At 58.1% G+C, this 16,515-nt stretch carries 15 protein-coding genes; 9 read left to right on the top strand and 6 right to left on the bottom strand.

Annotated elements, in window-relative coordinates:
• Window positions 1-100 precede the first annotated feature (100 nt).
• The 7 genes from ymcF (at window position 101) to patD (ending at window position 7,420) form a co-directional block, all read left to right on the top strand.
• The gene (gene ymcF, locus V4835_RS11130; RefSeq protein ID WP_023335881.1) at window positions 101-289 is read left to right on the top strand and encodes a cold shock small protein YmcF; all 189 of its coding nucleotides are present in this window, start codon (window positions 101-103) and stop codon (window positions 287-289) included.
• An 82-nt stretch (window positions 290-371) separates the two neighbouring features.
• Window positions 372-1,781, top strand: coding sequence for an aminotransferase-like domain-containing protein (locus V4835_RS11135; protein ID WP_063142643.1), 1,410 nt, complete (start codon window positions 372-374; stop codon window positions 1,779-1,781).
• Window positions 1,782-2,052: 271 nt separating this feature from the next.
• Window positions 2,053-3,198 (top strand): putative ABC transporter substrate-binding protein YdcS, encoded by a 1,146-nt coding sequence (ydcS, locus tag V4835_RS11140; RefSeq protein WP_331412176.1) that lies wholly within the window; start codon window positions 2,053-2,055, stop codon window positions 3,196-3,198.
• A gap of 17 nt (window positions 3,199-3,215) precedes the next feature.
• Window positions 3,216-4,229: an ABC transporter ATP-binding protein gene (locus tag V4835_RS11145; RefSeq protein WP_331412177.1), complete on the top strand. Its 1,014-nt coding sequence runs from the start codon at window positions 3,216-3,218 to the stop codon at window positions 4,227-4,229.
• 7 nt (window positions 4,230-4,236) lie between these two features.
• Window positions 4,237-5,175, top strand: a complete 939-nt coding sequence (locus V4835_RS11150; RefSeq protein ID WP_414973509.1) for an ABC transporter permease — start codon at window positions 4,237-4,239, stop codon at window positions 5,173-5,175.
• Window positions 5,165-5,971, top strand: coding sequence for an ABC transporter permease (locus tag V4835_RS11155; protein WP_331412178.1), 807 nt, complete (start codon window positions 5,165-5,167; stop codon window positions 5,969-5,971). Before V4835_RS11150 ends, V4835_RS11155 begins: the two co-directional genes overlap by 11 nt.
• A 24-nt stretch (window positions 5,972-5,995) precedes the next feature.
• Entirely contained in the window at window positions 5,996-7,420 is a 1,425-nt protein-coding gene (gene patD / locus V4835_RS11160; protein ID WP_331412179.1) for an aminobutyraldehyde dehydrogenase, read from the top strand.
• 37 nt (window positions 7,421-7,457) lie between these two features.
• Here patD and V4835_RS11165 read toward each other — a convergent pair whose 3' ends face one another.
• The 3 genes from V4835_RS11165 to V4835_RS11175 are packed head-to-tail and all read right to left on the bottom strand — an operon-like array spanning window position 7,458 to window position 8,352.
• Window positions 7,458-7,640, bottom strand: a complete 183-nt coding sequence (locus V4835_RS11165; RefSeq protein ID WP_047348342.1) for a DUF1869 domain-containing protein — start codon at window positions 7,638-7,640, stop codon at window positions 7,458-7,460.
• Window positions 7,641-7,644: 4 nt separating this feature from the next.
• Entirely contained in the window at window positions 7,645-7,998 is a 354-nt protein-coding gene (locus V4835_RS11170) for a DUF1971 domain-containing protein (RefSeq protein ID WP_331412180.1), read from the bottom strand.
• A gap of 27 nt (window positions 7,999-8,025) precedes the next feature.
• A complete protein-coding gene (locus V4835_RS11175; RefSeq protein WP_331412181.1) occupies window positions 8,026-8,352 on the bottom strand; it encodes a DUF1971 domain-containing protein in 327 nt (108 codons plus the stop codon).
• Between the two features lie 244 nt (window positions 8,353-8,596).
• Between V4835_RS11175 and V4835_RS11180 the strand changes: the two genes are divergently transcribed.
• Both V4835_RS11180 and V4835_RS11185 read left to right on the top strand, forming a co-directional pair.
• The gene (locus V4835_RS11180) at window positions 8,597-8,770 is read left to right on the top strand and encodes a GhoT/OrtT family toxin (RefSeq protein WP_003856960.1); all 174 of its coding nucleotides are present in this window, start codon (window positions 8,597-8,599) and stop codon (window positions 8,768-8,770) included.
• 86 nt (window positions 8,771-8,856) lie between these two features.
• Window positions 8,857-9,612, top strand: coding sequence for an alpha/beta fold hydrolase (locus V4835_RS11185; protein ID WP_331412182.1), 756 nt, complete (start codon window positions 8,857-8,859; stop codon window positions 9,610-9,612).
• A gap of 121 nt (window positions 9,613-9,733) precedes the next feature.
• On the opposite strand, the gene V4835_RS11190 is transcribed toward V4835_RS11185, so the two are convergent.
• Genes V4835_RS11190 through V4835_RS11200 form a run of 3 tightly spaced genes read right to left on the bottom strand, consistent with a single transcriptional unit; the run spans window position 9,734 to window position 16,234 of the window.
• A complete protein-coding gene (locus tag V4835_RS11190; RefSeq protein ID WP_331412183.1) occupies window positions 9,734-11,911 on the bottom strand; it encodes a virulence factor SrfC family protein in 2,178 nt (725 codons plus the stop codon).
• Window positions 11,908-14,889 (bottom strand): virulence factor SrfB, encoded by a 2,982-nt coding sequence (locus tag V4835_RS11195; protein ID WP_331412184.1) that lies wholly within the window; start codon window positions 14,887-14,889, stop codon window positions 11,908-11,910. The genes V4835_RS11190 and V4835_RS11195 overlap by 4 nt, the downstream gene beginning before the upstream one ends.
• 4 nt (window positions 14,890-14,893) lie before the next feature.
• Window positions 14,894-16,234: an SrfA family protein gene (locus tag V4835_RS11200; RefSeq protein WP_331412185.1), complete on the bottom strand. Its 1,341-nt coding sequence runs from the start codon at window positions 16,232-16,234 to the stop codon at window positions 14,894-14,896.
• Window positions 16,235-16,515: the final 281 nt, after the last annotated feature.

The following is a 16,515-nucleotide window of genomic DNA, read 5'->3' on the forward strand; positions in this document are numbered from 1 at the left end:
TCTCTTGGGTCTTTATCTACTTTCCGATTCGTTTTGTTTAAAACCATTATTGCCCAATCGGCCCATTAGTAATTTACGTTTTACGTTTCAGGAGAATCCTATGACTTCTTATATCCATTTTCGCTGCCCATGCTGTCATGGCTCGCAGTACCGTACCTCAGTCTTTGACATGTCTGAGAAAAACCCACTCGGCGCGAAATGCATTTTTTGCAAATCGTCGATGATTACGCTCGATCACCTGGCCGCTGCGCGTCAGGCGCAAAGCCACGTTACCGAGTACCGTAAGTAATTTATTTCGCAAACTATAACAGTAAGCTAAATCTTCTCTTTTTCTCCTGCTGATATACACTGTCGGTTACAAGGAGAATCTGATGAAAAAATACCAGCGTCTGGCGCAACAAATTATCTCGCAGATTGAGCTTGGCGTATGGCTGCCGGGCGATAAACTGCCCTCGCTGCGAGAGCAGGTGGCGAGCAGCGGTATGAGTTTTATGACCGTTGGCCACGCGTATCAGATGCTGGAAAGTCAGGGGCGCATTGTCGCCAGACCGCAGTCGGGCTATTACGTTGCCTCGCGCCCGACCGCACAACAGCCTGCTCCACCTGCCCAGGTGATGCGTGACGAAGTGGTGGATATTAACACCTACATCTTCGACGTCTTACAGGCCAGCCGCGACCCGTCCGTTGTTCCTTTTGCCTCCGCGTTTCCCGATCCCCGACTTTTCCCGCTTCAGCAGCTCAACCGTTCGCTGGCGAACGTCAGCAAAACCGCGACGGCGATGAGCGTGATTGAGAACCTGCCGCCGGGTAACGTCGATCTTCGCCACGCCATTGCCCGTCGCTACGCGCAGCAGGGAATGAACATCTCCCCGGAAGAGATCGTGATCACGGCAGGCGCGCTTGAAGCGCTCAATCTCAGCCTGCAGGCGGTGACCGAGCCGGGTGACTGGGTGATAGTCGAAAACCCGTGTTTCTACGGCGCGCTGCAGGCGCTGGAACGCCTGAAGCTCAAAGCGTTGTCGATTGCGACGGATGTCCGCGAGGGGATTGACCTGAATGCCCTTGAACAGGCGCTGAATGAGTATCCGGTTAAAGCCTGCTGGATCATGACCAACAGCCAGAACCCGCTTGGCTTCACGCTGAGCGCGGAGAAAAAAGCGCAGCTTGTGGCGCTGTTAACGCAGCACAATGTTCCCCTGATTGAAGACGATGTCTACAGCGAGCTCTATTTTGGCCGCGAAAAGCCGCTCCCGGCGAAAGCATGGGATCGTCAGGACATGACGCTGCACTGCTCGTCCTTCTCAAAATGTCTGGTGGCCGGTTTTCGCATCGGCTGGGTCGCGGCAGGAAAACACGCGCGACGCATTCAGCAGCTGCAGCTGATGAGCACGCTCTCAACCAGCTCTCCCGTGCAGCTGGCGCTGGTGGATTACCTGGCGACCAAACGCTACGACGCCCATCTGCGCCGCCTGCGGCGGACGCTCGCCGAGCGAAAGCAGCAGGCCTGGCAGTCTCTTCTGCGTCATATGCCTGCCGGCGTCAAAATCCACCATAACGACAGCGGCTACTTTTTATGGCTGGAGCTTCCGGCGCAGCTCGATGCAGGGCTGCTGAGCGAAAAAGCCTTAACGCACCACATCAGCATTGCCCCCGGAAAGATGTTTTCTACCTCTGACGCATGGACTCCGTTCTTCCGGTTTAATACGTCCTGGGCCTGGGGAGAGCGAGAAGAGCAGGCGGTCATTCAGTTAGGAAAATTAATTAGCGCGATGCTGGAATAATTTTTTCGACCTTATTTAAATAATCAATTCTTATCCTGATGACGGCACGGCGAATATTCCGCGGTGCCTTGTCATAGGAAATCTGCATACCGTCTCTCGCGGCTAACTCCTTGTCTATAATCCAGTTAACGGGGAATGCGCCCTCGGTCACACCTTGATGAAATTTCCTGAAGCCGTACGGTGCGGCGCATTTGCGCGGTCTACGTTTAATAAGGGAGATATTTTTACGGCACGGCTGCCGCTAAATTTCATTGCGACAGGAGTAACTCTTATGAGCAAAATTTTTGCCCGCAGCAGCCTGTGCGCGCTCGGCATGACTATCATGACAGCGCAAGCCGCAGAACCACCAAAGGCTATTGGCGACGGGGAAGGTCGGCTGGATATTATCGCCTGGCCGGGATACATCGAACGCGGACAGACGGATAAAAATTATGACTGGGTTACCCAGTTTGAAAAAGAGACAGGGTGTGCGGTCAATGTCAAAACGGCGGCCACGTCGGATGAAATGGTCAGCCTGATGGCGAAAGGGGGATATGACCTGGTTACCGCCTCGGGTGATGCCTCCCTGCGCCTGATTATGGGGAAACGCGTTCAGCCCATTAACCCCGACCTCATCCCTAACTGGAAAACCCTCGACGCGCGGATTGTGAAAGGGGAATGGTTTAACGTCGGCGGTAAAGTCTACGGCACGCCGTATCAGTGGGGGCCAAACCTGCTGATGTACAACACCAAAACCTTCCCAACGCCGCCGGACAGCTGGAGCGTGGTCTTTACCAAACAGGATCTTCCGGACGGTAAAACCAACCAGGGACGCGTGCAGGCGTACGACGGCCCGATTTATATCGCCGATGCCGCGCTGTTCGTCAAAGCCACGCAGCCGCAGCTGGGTATCAAAGACCCGTACCAGCTCACCGAAAAACAGTATGCCGCCGTGCTCAAGGTGCTTCGCGACCAGCATGCGCTGATCCACCGCTACTGGCATGACACCACCGTCCAGATGAGCGACTTTAAAAATGAAGGCGTCGTGGCCTCCAGCGCCTGGCCGTATCAGGCGAATGCGCTGAAGGCCGAGAACCAGCCCGTTGCCACCGTCTTCCCGAAAGAGGGGGTAACCGGCTGGGCGGACACCACCATGCTGCACGCGCAGGCAAAACACCCGATGTGCGCCTACAAATGGATGAACTGGTCGCTGACGCCGAAAGTGCAGGGCGATCTGGCGGCATGGTTTGGCTCCCTGCCCGTGGTTGCAGAAGGGTGTAAGGCCAGCACGCTGCTGGGTGATAAAGGCTGCGAAACACACGGTTATAACGAGTTCGACAAAATCAAGTTCTGGAAAACCCCCATCGCAGAAGGCGGAAAATTTGTCCCTTACAGCCGCTGGACGCAGGATTACATCGCCATCATGGGCGGTCGTTAATTGCCCGGGAGCAGAACATGACGTACGCGGTAGAGTTTAACAATGTTTCCCGTCTGTACGGCGACGTACGGGCGGTGGATGGGGTCACCATTGCCATTCGTGACGGAGAGTTTTTCTCCATGCTGGGGCCTTCGGGCTCCGGCAAAACCACCTGCCTGCGTCTGATTGCCGGCTTTGAGCAGCTGTCAGGCGGCACGATTTCTATCTTCGGCAAAGAGGCGAGCGAACTGCCTCCCTGGGAGCGGGACGTGAACACCGTGTTCCAGGACTACGCGCTGTTCCCGCATATGTCGATCCTCGACAATGTCGCCTACGGGCTGATGGTCAAAGGCATCGACAAGAAAAAACGCCATGCGCAGGCCCGTGATGCCCTGGAAAAAGTGGGCCTGAGCTTTGCCGTTGCCCGCAAACCGTCGCAACTTTCCGGCGGCCAGCGCCAGCGCGTCGCCATCGCCCGGGCGCTGGTCAATGAGCCGCGCGTCCTGCTGCTGGACGAACCTCTGGGCGCGCTCGATCTCAAACTGCGCGAACAGATGCAGTTCGAGCTGAAGAAACTTCAGCAGGAACTCGGCATCACCTTTATTTTCGTCACCCACGATCAGGGTGAAGCTCTCTCCATGTCAGACAGGGTGGCGGTGTTCAATAACGGGCGCATCGAGCAGGTGGATACCCCTCGCGATCTCTACATGCGTCCGCGCACGCCGTTTGTCGCCGGTTTTGTCGGCACCTCTAACGTCTTCGATGCGGGTCTTGCGCAGAAAATATGCGGCATGGAAGGCAGCTATTCCCTGCGTCCGGAACATATTCGCCTTGATGAGGGCGGTGACGTTCAGGTTCAGGGCGTCGTGCAGGCCGTTCAGTATCAGGGGGCGGCCACGCGGCTGGAGCTGAAGCTCGCCGACGGTGCCAGGCTGCTGGTGAGCCAGGCCAATCTCAGCGAAGCCTCGCCGCTGAGCGGCATTGCGCCGGGGCAGGCCGTCACGGCGTCGTGGTCACGCGAGGCGATGATTCGCCTGCACGAGGAGAGGTGAAATGGATATGAGCGTTGCGCATCCTCCCGCCTCGCGCGGCTGCTTAAGCCGCATGACGGCGCTGTTCTGGCGTAAACCGTCGCTCGGCCTGTTCCTGCTTCTGCTCGCGCCGCTGATGTGGTTTGGCATCGTCTATTTAGGATCGCTTCTGACCCTGCTGTGGCAAGGGTTCTACACCTTTGACGATTTCACCATGGCCGTCACGCCGGATCTGACCCTGGCGAACATTCAGGCGCTTTTCAACCCGGCCAACTACGATATCATCCTGCGCACGTTAACGATGGCGATTGCGGTGACGATTGCCAGCGCCATCCTGGCCTTCCCGATGGCGTGGTACATGGCGCGATACACCCACGGCAAGTGGAAAGCCTTTTTCTATATTGCTGTGATGCTGCCAATGTGGGCGAGCTACATCGTCAAAGCCTACGCCTGGACGCTGCTGCTGGCGAAGGACGGGGTGGCGCAGTGGTTTCTCAGCCACATGGGGCTGGAGCCGATCCTGACCTCGCTTCTTACGCTCCCGGCGATTGGCGGCAACACCTTGTCCACATCAGGGCTGGGGCGGTTTCTGGTCTTCGTCTACATCTGGCTGCCGTTTATGATCCTGCCGGTCCAGGCGGCGCTGGAACGCCTGCCTGCCTCGCTACTGCAGGCCTCAGCCGACCTCGGCGCGCGTCCTCGCCAGACCTTTCGCTATGTCGTTCTGCCGCTGGCGATCCCGGGTATTGCGGCAGGCTCAATATTCACCTTTTCCCTGACGCTGGGGGATTTCATCGTTCCGCAGCTGGTGGGGCCGCCGGGGTACTTTATCGGTAACATGGTCTACTCCCAGCAGGGTGCCATTGGCAATATGCCCATGGCCGCCGCGTTCACGCTGGTGCCCATCGTGCTGATTTCACTCTATCTGGCGTTCGTGAAGCGTCTGGGAGCATTCGATGCACTCTGAACGCGCACCGCTGTTCCTGAAAGTGGCGGCCTGGGGAGGCGTCATCTTCCTACACTTCCCGCTGCTGATTATCGCAACCTATGCCTTTAACACCGAAGACGCGGCCTTCAGCTTTCCGCCGCAGGGGCTCACCCTGAAGTGGTTTAGCGTGGCGGCGGGGCGCGGCGATATTATTGAATCCGTGACGTTGTCACTTCAGATTGCGTCGCTATCCACCGCAATTGCCCTCGTGCTTGGCACGCTTGCTGCAGCGGCGCTGTGGCGAAGCGAGTTTTTTGGCAAGAATGCGATCTCACTGTTGCTGCTGTTACCGATTGCGTTACCGGGGATCATTACCGGCCTGGCGCTGCTGACCGCATTCAAAACCATCAACCTTGAGCCGGGCTTTTTCACCATCGTGGTCGGACACGCCACCTTTTGCGTGGTGGTGGTGTTTAACAACGTGATTGCCCGGTTCAGACGCACCTCCTGGAGCCTGGTGGAAGCGTCGATGGATCTCGGGGCCGACGGATGGCAAACCTTCCGCTATGTGGTGCTGCCCAACCTGGGGTCCGCGCTGCTGGCCGGGGGTATGCTGGCGTTTGCCCTGTCGTTTGACGAGATAATCGTCACAACATTTACGGCGGGACACGAGCGCACGTTACCGCTGTGGTTGCTCAATCAGCTCGGCCGTCCGCGCGACGTGCCGGTCACCAACGTCGTAGCACTGCTGGTGATGCTGGTGACAACCATCCCCATTCTGGGAGCCTGGTGGCTAACCCGCGACGGCGAGAACATCGCCGGCAGCGGGAAATAACAGTGAATTCAACAGGAAAATGCTATGCAAACACAACTGCTGATAGAGGGAAAACTGGTAACCGGAGAGGGAGAAAAACAGCCGGTCTATAACCCGGCCACTGGAGAGCTCCTGCTGGAAATTGCTGAGGCGTCAGCGGCTCAGGTCGACGCGGCGGTTCAGGCGGCCGACCGTGCTTTTGTGGAGTGGGGACACACCACGCCGAAAACCCGTGCCGAGTGCCTGCTGAAGCTGGCGGATGCGATTGAAGCGCATGGGGAGGACTTTGCCCGGCTCGAATCCCTCAACTGCGGCAAGCCGCTGCACTGTGCTCTGGGCGATGAAATTCCGGCGGTGGTCGACGTTTTCCGTTTCTTCGCCGGGGCCACCCGCTGTCTTAACGGGCTGGCCGCGGGCGAGTACCTTGACGGCCACACGTCGATGATCCGCCGCGATCCGGTGGGCGTGGTTGCCTCTATTGCTCCCTGGAACTACCCGCTGATGATGGCAGCCTGGAAACTGGCGCCCGCGCTGGCGGCAGGGAACTGCGTGGTGATTAAGCCCTCAGAGATCACGCCGCTGACCGCGCTGAAGCTGGGAGAGCTGGCAAAAGATATCTTCCCGGCAGGCGTTCTGAACGTCCTGTTCGGACGGGGCAAAACGGTCGGCGATCCGCTGACCGGGCATGAAAAGGTCCGCATGGTTTCCCTGACCGGTTCGATTGCCACCGGGGAACATATCATCGGCCATACGGCGTCCTCCATTAAACGCACCCACATGGAGCTGGGCGGTAAAGCGCCGGTTATCGTCTTTGATGATGCCGACCTGGATGCGGTTGTCGAAGGGGTGCGGACGTTTGGTTTCTACAATGCCGGACAGGACTGCACGGCGGCCTGCCGGATTTATGCCCAGAAGGGCGTTTATGCCGCGCTGGTGGAAAAGCTGGGCGCAGCGGTCGCCAGCCTTATAATGGGTGCGCCGGAGGATGCCTCAACCGAACTGGGACCGCTCAGCTCGGCCGCCCATCTTTCACGCGTCTGTCAAGCCGTCGATGACGCGAAAGCGCTCGGCCATATCCGCGTCGTCACGGGCGGGAGCAAAAAAGAGGGGGCAGGCTACTACTTCCAGCCAACCCTGCTGGCGGGGGCAAAACAGGACGACGCCATCGTTCAGCGAGAGGTGTTTGGCCCCGTGGTGAGCGTTACCGAGTTTGACGATGAGGCGCAGGTGCTGGCCTGGGCGAACGATTCGCAGTATGGACTGGCGTCATCGGTCTGGACCAAAGACGTGGGCCGCGCCCATCGTCTGAGCGCGCGCCTGCAGTATGGCTGCACCTGGGTGAATACCCATTTTATGCTGGTGAGCGAAATGCCGCACGGCGGCATGAAATTATCCGGCTACGGCAAAGATATGTCGGTCTACGGGCTTGAGGATTATACGGTTGTCCGGCATGTCATGATCAAACACTAAAAATCCTGCCCGGCGGCCAGCTTCGCCGGGCGTTTTCTTACCAGCCACACACCTCGTGTTCATTTTCCGTGTCGTAAGCGCGGACGGTATTCACCAAATCTTTCACCACGTCTGCGGCGACGTCCGGTATGAGCAACTCCATTGGGGCGTCTGTTTCATAATCCACCGAGACGCCGTTGCTGTTGTTGGTTACGGTCACGGTGTACGTTGCTTTACCCACGCCGTTACTCCTTATGTGTATTAACCACTTTTCCGATACCTGCGCCCTGAAGCGTAACGTCAGGATCGGCAAAAAAGTCGATATTGAAATACGTATCGTCAGTCAATAACTCAATGCGGTGCCATTTTTCCGGCGGTGAGATGCCAAACGATCCGGCCTCGATCACCAGCTCCAGATCCGGTTCTGTCGCGTCTGCATCCGGGAAGCCAAAATAGCGCACGGCGCCCTCCATCACGGACAAACGGCCGTAGACGCTGGCTTTCGTATTATGATGGGTGAAAAGGGCTTTTGGCGCCGTGTCTTTGTTCCAGAATGGCGTGGAGCGGGTATGAACAAAATTCTCAGGAATACGTAGCATAATGGTTTCCTCGTAAGTAAAAGCCGCTTAAAGCGACCTCAGTACATCGGGTTCGACGAAAAAGTCGACGTTGAACAGCGCGTCATCGGACATCACTTCGATGTGATGCCATTTCTCAGGCGGAAAAACGCCGAAGTGTCCGGCCTTGATGATCAATGTGCTGTCAGGCTCGGGAGTCAATTCATCGGCATAGCCTAAGTAACGCACGGCACCCTGCATCACGGTCAGGCGAGGATAAACGCCCGGACGGGTACCCGTGTCGAGATGACGCTGAAAGATCCCAGCAGGGGCAGTGTCTTTATTCCAGAAAGGTGTGGAACGGGTATGAATACAACTCGGCGGAATGCGTAGCATATTGCCTCCCATGAATGTCTGCCTTTATTAGACGCCTTTTCGTAATACATAATTTATCAAAAAGTGCATTTAATATGCATGTTATTAATAAAGGTTATTGTCCGCTCTCCCAGTTTGTTACGCAGAATACTCAGTTGTTATTAGCCTTAATATTTAAGTGGTTATTCTGTAACGAAAAAACTTGATCTGTATCAACATATGACGCATATTGCGTGCGGTTATTTTTTCGGCTCTGGTATACAGAATGACGTTGTATCAAAAGATGTTGGTTTTTTACGCAATCATGGCTTCCATCTGCGCATTAATTACCTGGTTCCTCTCTAAAGACCGCAAACGTATCCGCCTGCTCAGCGCTTTTCTGGTGGGGTCAACCTGGCCAATGAGCTTTCCCGTTGCGCTGCTGATCTCGCTTTTCTGAAGCACGCTTCCATTTTTAAAAGATGAATATGGCATTCCAGATATGATGACTGTATAAATACACAGTGTGTCGTAAAAGGAGTGCTTATGAACAGTTTTTACTCGCAGCAGGCCGGCTGCACCGTGCGCTGGCATGACTTGCCCGGCGCAGGCGATCCCGTGGTGTTCATTCACGGACTGGGCTGCGCCGCTTCCTATGAATATCCCCGTGTCGTTTGTGATCCGCTGTTTGGCGCGCGCAGAGCGATTCTCATTGATTTGCCCGGCAGCGGCTACAGCGACAAGCCTGAGCACTACAGTTATAAAACCACCGACCAGGCGCACGTTGTGGCGGAACTGATTGACCACCTTAAGCTGGATGCCTTCTGGTTATACGGCCACAGCATGGGCGGCAGCATCGCTATCGAAACGGCGGGGCTGCTGGCTTCGCGCGTGAAGGGACTGATGGTGTCAGAACCCAATTTTCATGCGGGTGGAGGGATGTTTAGCCGGTCTATTGCAGCGCAAACCGAGCAACAGTTCCTGAGCCAGGGCTATGACGCCATGCTCAGCGCGGAAAAAACGGCGTGGGCGGGATGTCTGCAGAGCAATGCGCCGTACGCCGTCTGGCGGGGAGCATCGAGCCTGGTGGCGGGCGTTGAGCCCGAATGGGAAGCACAGTTCCTGTCACTCCCTTGCCCGGTAACGTTGATTTTCGGCGAGCTGTCTCTGCCGGATGACGATGTGGACAATCTGAAGCAAAAGGGCGTTGAGGTAAAAATCATCCCTGCGGCGGGACATTCAATGTCGTGGGAAAACCCGTCTGCGCTGGCGCAGACGTTAGCCGGGTGTATGGCGGAGTGATGAGCGCAAAAGTTTCGCCCGGCGGCGCTACGCTTGCACGGGCCTACAACGATGAAGAGTGTAGGCCGGGTAAGCGGCAGCGCCACCCGGCAAGAAATGCGGCTACATTGTTAATCAGCGTTTAGCGTAATAATGCGTGCAAGGCCTGACGCGCGTCAGGCTGAACATCCTGCGGGTGCTGGTAATCAATGTTCTCTATCGCGCGGCTATAGAGGGCGACCAGCCAGTCGTAAACGTACGCGGTGGCCGCATGCACGGGCTGTTCTCCCAGACGCGTCAGGCGGGGCTCGGCGCTGCTGACCACCGGCGTGACGAAGATTGCCTGACCCTTGCGGATGCGGCTTGCCGGACGGACCGCCACGGGCGTCTGATCGTAACCCAGCCAGCCAATGAAATTGCCCATCACGGCATGCAGTTGCGCAGCGCTACTTTTATCCGCTTCGACAATACGCTGAAGCTGCTGAGGCAGATCGAGCCGGTAGCTGGTGACCACCAGTACATCCGCGATTTGCTGTAACACCGCAGGTTCCAGCCCAAGACGGGCGGCCGCGGCCTCATTGCGGCTCCACTGGCGCAGATGATTTATCCATACTCTGTGCGCCAGTCGCGCTTTGTCTTTTGTCTGGAACAGGCCGTTGCTTTCCTGCGCATTCTCGGCAAACAGGTCAATGGTGTCCGTAAACAGCCCGTTCACCTGCTCCTCGCGAGGCTGCTGAATGGCGAGCAGCGTTTCAAAGGCTTTCAGCGGCGGCAGCAGGCCTTCAAGCAGCTCACCGTGGCGGGCGGCGCTGTTTTGCAGCGTGCGCACCATGCTTTCGGCCTGAGCACGTCTTGTCCCCGGTTCCTCAACCAGCGGCGCCAGATAGCTTTGCATCAGCGATGAGAGCTCCTGTCTCAGCAGGCCTTTCAGCGTGCTGAGACGCTTCTGTCGCTGCGCGGGCAGCGTGGCCTGAGACAGCCACTCAACGACGCGCTGCATGCTGTGGCTGTCCAGCGCCTGCAGCGTGCCCCAGCGTAAACCCGGCTTTCCGAGCAGATGCTGTACGGCTTCATCGAGATTCTGCCGGGTGGTAAAGCGGGCGTCATGGGGGGTAATCGCCCACACCAGACCCGGAAGGGCAGATTCTTCAGCAGGCTGCGTCTCCTTCACCCAGTTCATCAACACTTTTGCTTTTTTTGCCGTCTGTTCGTGCTGCGCCGTCGCATTACAAATCACCAGCACATCAGGCTGAAGCTGTTGACGGTAATGCTCGAGCAGCCACTGGGATTTCGCCTGGCGCAGCGGGTCGGCACGGTTATCTTCAAAAATCGGAATATCAATAATGTCGACGTTATCCAGCGCGCCGTTCTCAACCGGCAGCACCAGCTCGCGGGTCAGGAAGGCTAGCACATCGACGGGGATACTGATGGCGTTAAGCATTTCACCGCTATTCAGCGGATGAAGCAGCGTCTCCTGCGCGTCCTGCAGGTCTAACGTGCCGTCATGCGTCAGGAACCCTTCACCCGGCAGCCCGAAGCTGTCCACCAGCAGGCTAAGCGGGGCAGCAAGCTCGCTGGCATGGCTGGTTTGATGCAGCACATGGGCCAGTTTTAACCACTGCTGGGTCAACTCCTGCTGCTCGCCCCACAGCAGCGACCAGACGCTGGCCCGCGTGCTGAGATCGAGCGATGGCACCAGCTGGGCAAATTCATGCCAGAGGGCATCATCAATTTGCTGTTTCGCGGCGGGTACGGCGGTTTGCCAGAAGCGGGCAATCGCACCCACTTCCTGAGCCGTGATGCCGGGCACGCCCTGCGGCTGGCGCAGCCCGCGCCATTTCTCCAGACGTGTCTCAATGACCGCCTTATCCACCGCGCGCATCTGAGGATGCAGCGTCGTGCGGGCAATAAATAGCTGTACCAGCTCGGCCTCGGTGACCAGACGCAGGCGCAGCGGGAACGCCTCATCGGCCACCTCCGGGGTTTCCCGGGTGAAGCGGACGGCCATGTTGGTCAGGGCATGTCCCGGATTGATATGCGAAAAATAGTCAAAGGTGCGCTGGCCCGGCGTCACGTTCAGGCGCCCATTGCCGCTGCCGCACAGAGACAACAGCAGATGTGCCTTCGCGCTTTGCGAATGGCCGTAAAGCCCAATGCTGCTCTGGCGGGTCATGGCGCGTTCAATGGCCTGCTCCCGCGCCTGCGCCGCGTTGATGCGAGCAAGCAGGGCGTCAGCATCGTTATCCAGCACAGGGGCGTTCAGGCGCGTCTCATTAATCCACCCGATTAAGGCCTGAGTGGTGGTCGTCGTCGCTGTCATTTCAGGTATACGCTCCCGCTGTCGATCCAGTAGTGGCTACCGCTGTGTCGGCGATCGGCCAAGGTATTCAGTTTGAAGGTTAATGCGTCAGGCGCAACCGGCGTGCCGTCCTGCAGCCAGGCATCGCTCAGCTCGAAGGCCTCCGGGCCTTCCTGCTTGCTGCCGCCGCAGAGTTTGAGGCGCACGTTCAGCACGCCGTCACCGGCAATGGCTTTCGCCAGTTCGGCCGAGTTAATGCTGAGCGTGTAGAGCGGCGTGGCGGGCCAGCGCGCGTTCGCCAGCTGGCGGAAGCCGAGGGTGACGTTGCCGCGCAGCGGGAAGTGCAGACGAGCGTCGAGCTTCGCGCCGGGCTTATCGAGATCGATATCCTGATACCAGACGTTTTCCTCGCGCAGGGTGTTGACGGTGTTGTCCAGCACCCCGAGATACCGCACGGTTGAATACGCGCCAATGTCCGCGGCCTTAAAGTTGAAGCGCGGCAGGCGCAGGTCGAGCGCCAGGCTGCAGAGCATGGCTCCCACCGCGGCCGTCGATTTCGGGTTGCCAATGCGCCCCTGCTGGCTGAACGGATACCACTCGTGCACCTGGTATTTATCCAGCCAGACGATGCGGTTGACCGGCACCGGCTGCAGATGGCGAATGAGCGCCTGAACGCCCGGCAGGCAGCCGGGGCGACCGGTGATCAGCAGAATATCGCAGCTGTAATGGGATATCGCCTCGCACACCGCGTGCAGCGGTGAGGCCAGCGTAAACTGCCCGGCCAGCATCGCATCCTGCATTTCGCGGAAATTCACGTGCAGCGGCACGGCGAACAGGTCAAACGCGTCGGAACCCGCAGGCAGGGCATGATCGATCGCCTGCTGCAGGTAATTCATTACGTTACGAGTCGGTTTCTGCGGCAGGAGATCGCCAAAGGTGGCGTGCAGACCGGCCAGCGGATCGTCAACGTCGCTCGATTCCCACGCGGCAAGAATGGCATGGCCAATTGGCATAAAGAGCTGAAGCGCCGTTTGCTGGCGAAGTACGGCCTGGGTATCAATGCGCCCGGAGTCGCCGAACAGCGACGCCATCAGCAGCGAGGCGTCCGCGATACCGGATTTCTGCAGCTGCGTTTGCAGGGCAGGCAGCACGTAGCGCTGGATCACGTCCAGAAGCGTATCGTCGCCCGCCACTTTAAAGCCTTCGCGGAACAGCAGCTGCGGGGTGATCTTGACGTTATTGCCCGAACCGTCATCCAGCTGATAATGGGTGATCGCCATATCCGTTGTGCCGCCGCCGATGTCGATGGAGGCAACGCGTAATGCGCGACCCGGCTGGCTACCCGGCTCAGGCTCACGGTCCGGACGGGCCAGGGAGGCGAAGAAGGCTTCTGTCTGACCGCCAAAGCGGGAGATCGCTTCGTTATACAGCCAGACCAGTTGACCACAGCTGGCTTCATCCCACTCCATCTGGATTTCAGGAACCGGCACCACGCTTTTATCCTGCTGTTTGCGGGTGACAAAATCCTCATCCTGCGGGTGCCATCCCATCGCTTTCCAGACGATGGCGATGGCTTCAAACATGCGGCGACGGAAAATCTCGCGCTCCTGCTTTGGCATGGCCGAGGGCAGAGTCAGGATCAGGGTGCGCAGCTGGCGCGGCGACGCCGGGAAGCCGAGACGCAGGCGCGTGGCGACGCTGTTGATTTGCCCCAGGGCCTGAGCCAGCAGCTCGCACAGCATGTGTGTCATCAGGGTGCTGCGGCTGTACTGCGGCGAGAAGACCGGCAGCCGCTCGTCCTGCGGCAGCGTGAAGAGCGGCTCTCCGTCATCGTTCATCAGGTTCATCAGCGGAAACGCGGTGGCGAGCGGTTCACGCTGGGTTTTGCTGTTCATCTGGCTAAAGCGCCAGTCCTGCACGACCGGCGTTTCATCCCACAGGTAGCGGCGCGGGCTGGAGATGCCGCTGTTGCCTTCCGTTCCCAGTCGCTGCATCGCCAGCTTGCGGGCTTCATCGCCGACGCGAACAATCGACGGCCAGACAAAGGCATCTTCGCGACCGCTTTCAACCGAGAAGTGCTGCTTGCCAAAACGCGCTTCCGAAAACTCGAGACGGCTGGTGAACAGCGGTTCGTTCAGGAACTGCGGCTCGCTTAACGAGCGTACCTGCAGCTCGGCGGTCTGGCGCAGCCCATCGTTCGCATCACCGTGGTCTTCAATAATGACGCCGCAGGTGTGGGTATTGCCCACGTCGAGGATCAGGTCGACCGGAATGGCAGGCGTGCTGAGCGTGTGGGTAACAAATTTTACTTCCGGCACGGTGAGCTGTTCACCGAGCATGGTCATCAGGTTGAGCCAGTGGGCCTGATATTCAAAACCGCGCATTGCCTGCTGGAGATCGCGTTCTGAACGATTTTCAACGCCGTCGGCATACTGGGTAAACGCCTCGCGCAGCCAGCCGTCAATCCAGGTCTGGTCGAGGAAACTTTCGACCTCATTGTCTCGCCAGGCCAGCGCGAAACGGGTCCCGTTCAGAATATCGTTTTCAACCGGGGACAGGGCGGACGTGGCGTGTTCAGCTATCTGGCTGTCAAGGGCGAGGGTGACGCGGTGCGTATTGCCTGCCGTATCGGGTGTATCCAGCCTGCGCACCTGAACGCGGGCCCAGTTATCCGGCCCCTCAACAAAGGTTCGCGGCGGGTTGAAGCGCAGGAACGGAACCGGAAGCCAGACGCCGTCCAGCACCGTCAGAGATTGATGCAGCGGGATGGTTGTTTCCGGTTTGACCACTTCAGGCTGCCCGCCGTTCGTTCCCGGCACGGTATAGCGCCCGTTGACCAGGTCGAAATCGAGTCGCAAAAGCGGGCCGTTCGCGGTTTTACGTACGAAGCGCCCGTTGCTGGCGGTGTCCTGCGGCGTCAGCCCGAAATCAAGGAACTGCACGCCGCTGTTGGCAATAAGCGTGACGCTTTGTTTATAGTCGCAAAGATTAACCAGCATAGGATCAGGCACCTGCTTTCTTGAACGTCAGTGGGACGACGGTATTGGCATCATAACGGGCGCGACATTCTGCGATATCGCTGGCGCCTGCTTTACAGGCAATCTCCGGCATCGGGTAGCGGGAACCGTCGGTGCAGCGGGCAGTACCGCGACTTTTAATCATCAGCTCGCCGTTGCTGTGCAGCCCGGAGAAGACCTCCGCGCGGCAGACAACGCTGTCGCCATGGACAACCCGGGCGAACCCTTTATTGTTCTGAATCTGATAGCGCATTGACGGCGGCTTGCCGGTTACCGGATCTTTCACGTCGAGAACCGCACGCCAGGTGCCGTTCAGGAAACGCGTCGATCCCGCTTTCACCTGATTCGCTTCCATCACCATGGCATCTTTCGGAATGGCGACAATCACCACCGGGGCGGGCTGTGGCGCAGGAACGGGAGCAGGCTCTTTTTCTTTACTTGCCAGGACCTCTGCCTGATGCAGCGGTAATTTCATTGCCAGCGGCTCAACCGCTTTGATCGGCTTTGGCGCAATCTCCACGGGCACAGGTGCGGGCGCCGGGGCGGGCTCAGCGGAAGGCGTCTGTTTTGGCCACAGCAGCGGCGCGGCGATGGCGGCAACAATCACGGCGGCAACCGGCAGCGTCCACAGGGGAACGCGGCGCTTTTTCTCGACGATCGGCGGTGCCGGTTCCTGAACGGGCTGCGCCACGGCCGGGGCTGGCTCGGGCTCATACAGATCTTCCGGCGTAATGCGCACCACCGTGGAAGGGGCGATCAGCGGCTCGTCAGCGTGCTCGAAGGTCATCACCGTTTCTGGCTCGGGCTCAGGATCCTCGATCACAACGGGGGCGGGCTCAGGGATCAGCGATTCACGCAGGCAGTCGAGGACATCGTCGCGCGCATTCTCGTTCAGGTTTACAAACCCCCAGAAGCTGATGACCGGCTTTCCGTCCACCAGGAAGAGGAAGTTTTCAGCCGGGAACTGAAACGCCTTCGACAGCAGAGAACCAAAAAGCTGCTGCGCGGTTTTGGGAGACTGGAGGCATTTCTTGCTTAACGACTCGACGCTGGCCAGCGTGTTTTCCAGATAGCGCAGGGCGCGATAACGGTCATCTTCATCGGCCGCTTTCCAGCTGGTTACGCTCCCTTCAACGGGAGAATACCAGTCCACGCGGTCGCCGCTGTCGTTGACCTGAGGAATAGCCAGACAGTCGACGATGGCCTGTTGTTTGCGCAACCGGAGCGCTTCCCGGATTTGTAACGCTGATTCAAAAACGGCTTGTCCGCCGCCGCCAACGGCCTGAAAATCATCCAGGTTACCGCTGCGTAAAAGAGTTTTTGCCACGATTTGATCCCATATACTTCTTCACACCGTTACTTTAACGAAACGAGGAAGCAACCAAACGGGGGAAGAGACGCTAAAAGGGCCGATTTCTTGCGGCATAGAAAGTGACGGTTGTGCTTGACGAATAATGGCCCTTAAGGCAAATCACGATTTTGGGCGCTGGCGGTTAAAACAGCAAAAAACGCGGCTTTAGAATAACCTGATAGTGTTTCGTTATTTGCCAGGTCATAACGGCTGTGCTGTTATTACTGTCTTATATAATAAAACTGTCAGGGTTATAA

Source organism: Enterobacter cloacae complex sp. CARB60, from assembly GCF_036487345.1.
Taxonomy (GTDB): domain Bacteria; phylum Pseudomonadota; class Gammaproteobacteria; order Enterobacterales; family Enterobacteriaceae; genus Enterobacter; species Enterobacter asburiae_D.

What these genes read in the sequence shown, in the direction of transcription:
- patD (WP_331412179.1), top strand. Translation starts at nt 5,996, where the DNA reads ATGCAAACACAACTGCTGATAGAGGGAAAACTGGTAACCGGAGAGGGA.
- V4835_RS11150 (WP_414973509.1), top strand. Translation starts at nt 4,237, where the DNA reads ATGAGCGTTGCGCATCCTCCCGCCTCGCGCGGCTGCTTAAGCCGCATG.
- V4835_RS11195 (WP_331412184.1), bottom strand. Translation starts at nt 14,889, where the DNA reads ATGCTGGTTAATCTTTGCGACTATAAACAAAGCGTCACGCTTATTGCC.
- ydcS (WP_331412176.1), top strand. Translation starts at nt 2,053, where the DNA reads ATGAGCAAAATTTTTGCCCGCAGCAGCCTGTGCGCGCTCGGCATGACT.
- V4835_RS11135 (WP_063142643.1), top strand. Translation starts at nt 372, where the DNA reads ATGAAAAAATACCAGCGTCTGGCGCAACAAATTATCTCGCAGATTGAG.
- V4835_RS11170 (WP_331412180.1), bottom strand. Translation starts at nt 7,998, where the DNA reads ATGCTACGTATTCCTGAGAATTTTGTTCATACCCGCTCCACGCCATTC.
- V4835_RS11180 (WP_003856960.1), top strand. Translation starts at nt 8,597, where the DNA reads ATGACGTTGTATCAAAAGATGTTGGTTTTTTACGCAATCATGGCTTCC.
- V4835_RS11185 (WP_331412182.1), top strand. Translation starts at nt 8,857, where the DNA reads ATGAACAGTTTTTACTCGCAGCAGGCCGGCTGCACCGTGCGCTGGCAT.
- V4835_RS11175 (WP_331412181.1), bottom strand. Translation starts at nt 8,352, where the DNA reads ATGCTACGCATTCCGCCGAGTTGTATTCATACCCGTTCCACACCTTTC.
- ymcF (WP_023335881.1), top strand. Translation starts at nt 101, where the DNA reads ATGACTTCTTATATCCATTTTCGCTGCCCATGCTGTCATGGCTCGCAG.
- V4835_RS11155 (WP_331412178.1), top strand. Translation starts at nt 5,165, where the DNA reads ATGCACTCTGAACGCGCACCGCTGTTCCTGAAAGTGGCGGCCTGGGGA.
- V4835_RS11190 (WP_331412183.1), bottom strand. Translation starts at nt 11,911, where the DNA reads ATGACAGCGACGACGACCACCACTCAGGCCTTAATCGGGTGGATTAAT.
- V4835_RS11145 (WP_331412177.1), top strand. Translation starts at nt 3,216, where the DNA reads ATGACGTACGCGGTAGAGTTTAACAATGTTTCCCGTCTGTACGGCGAC.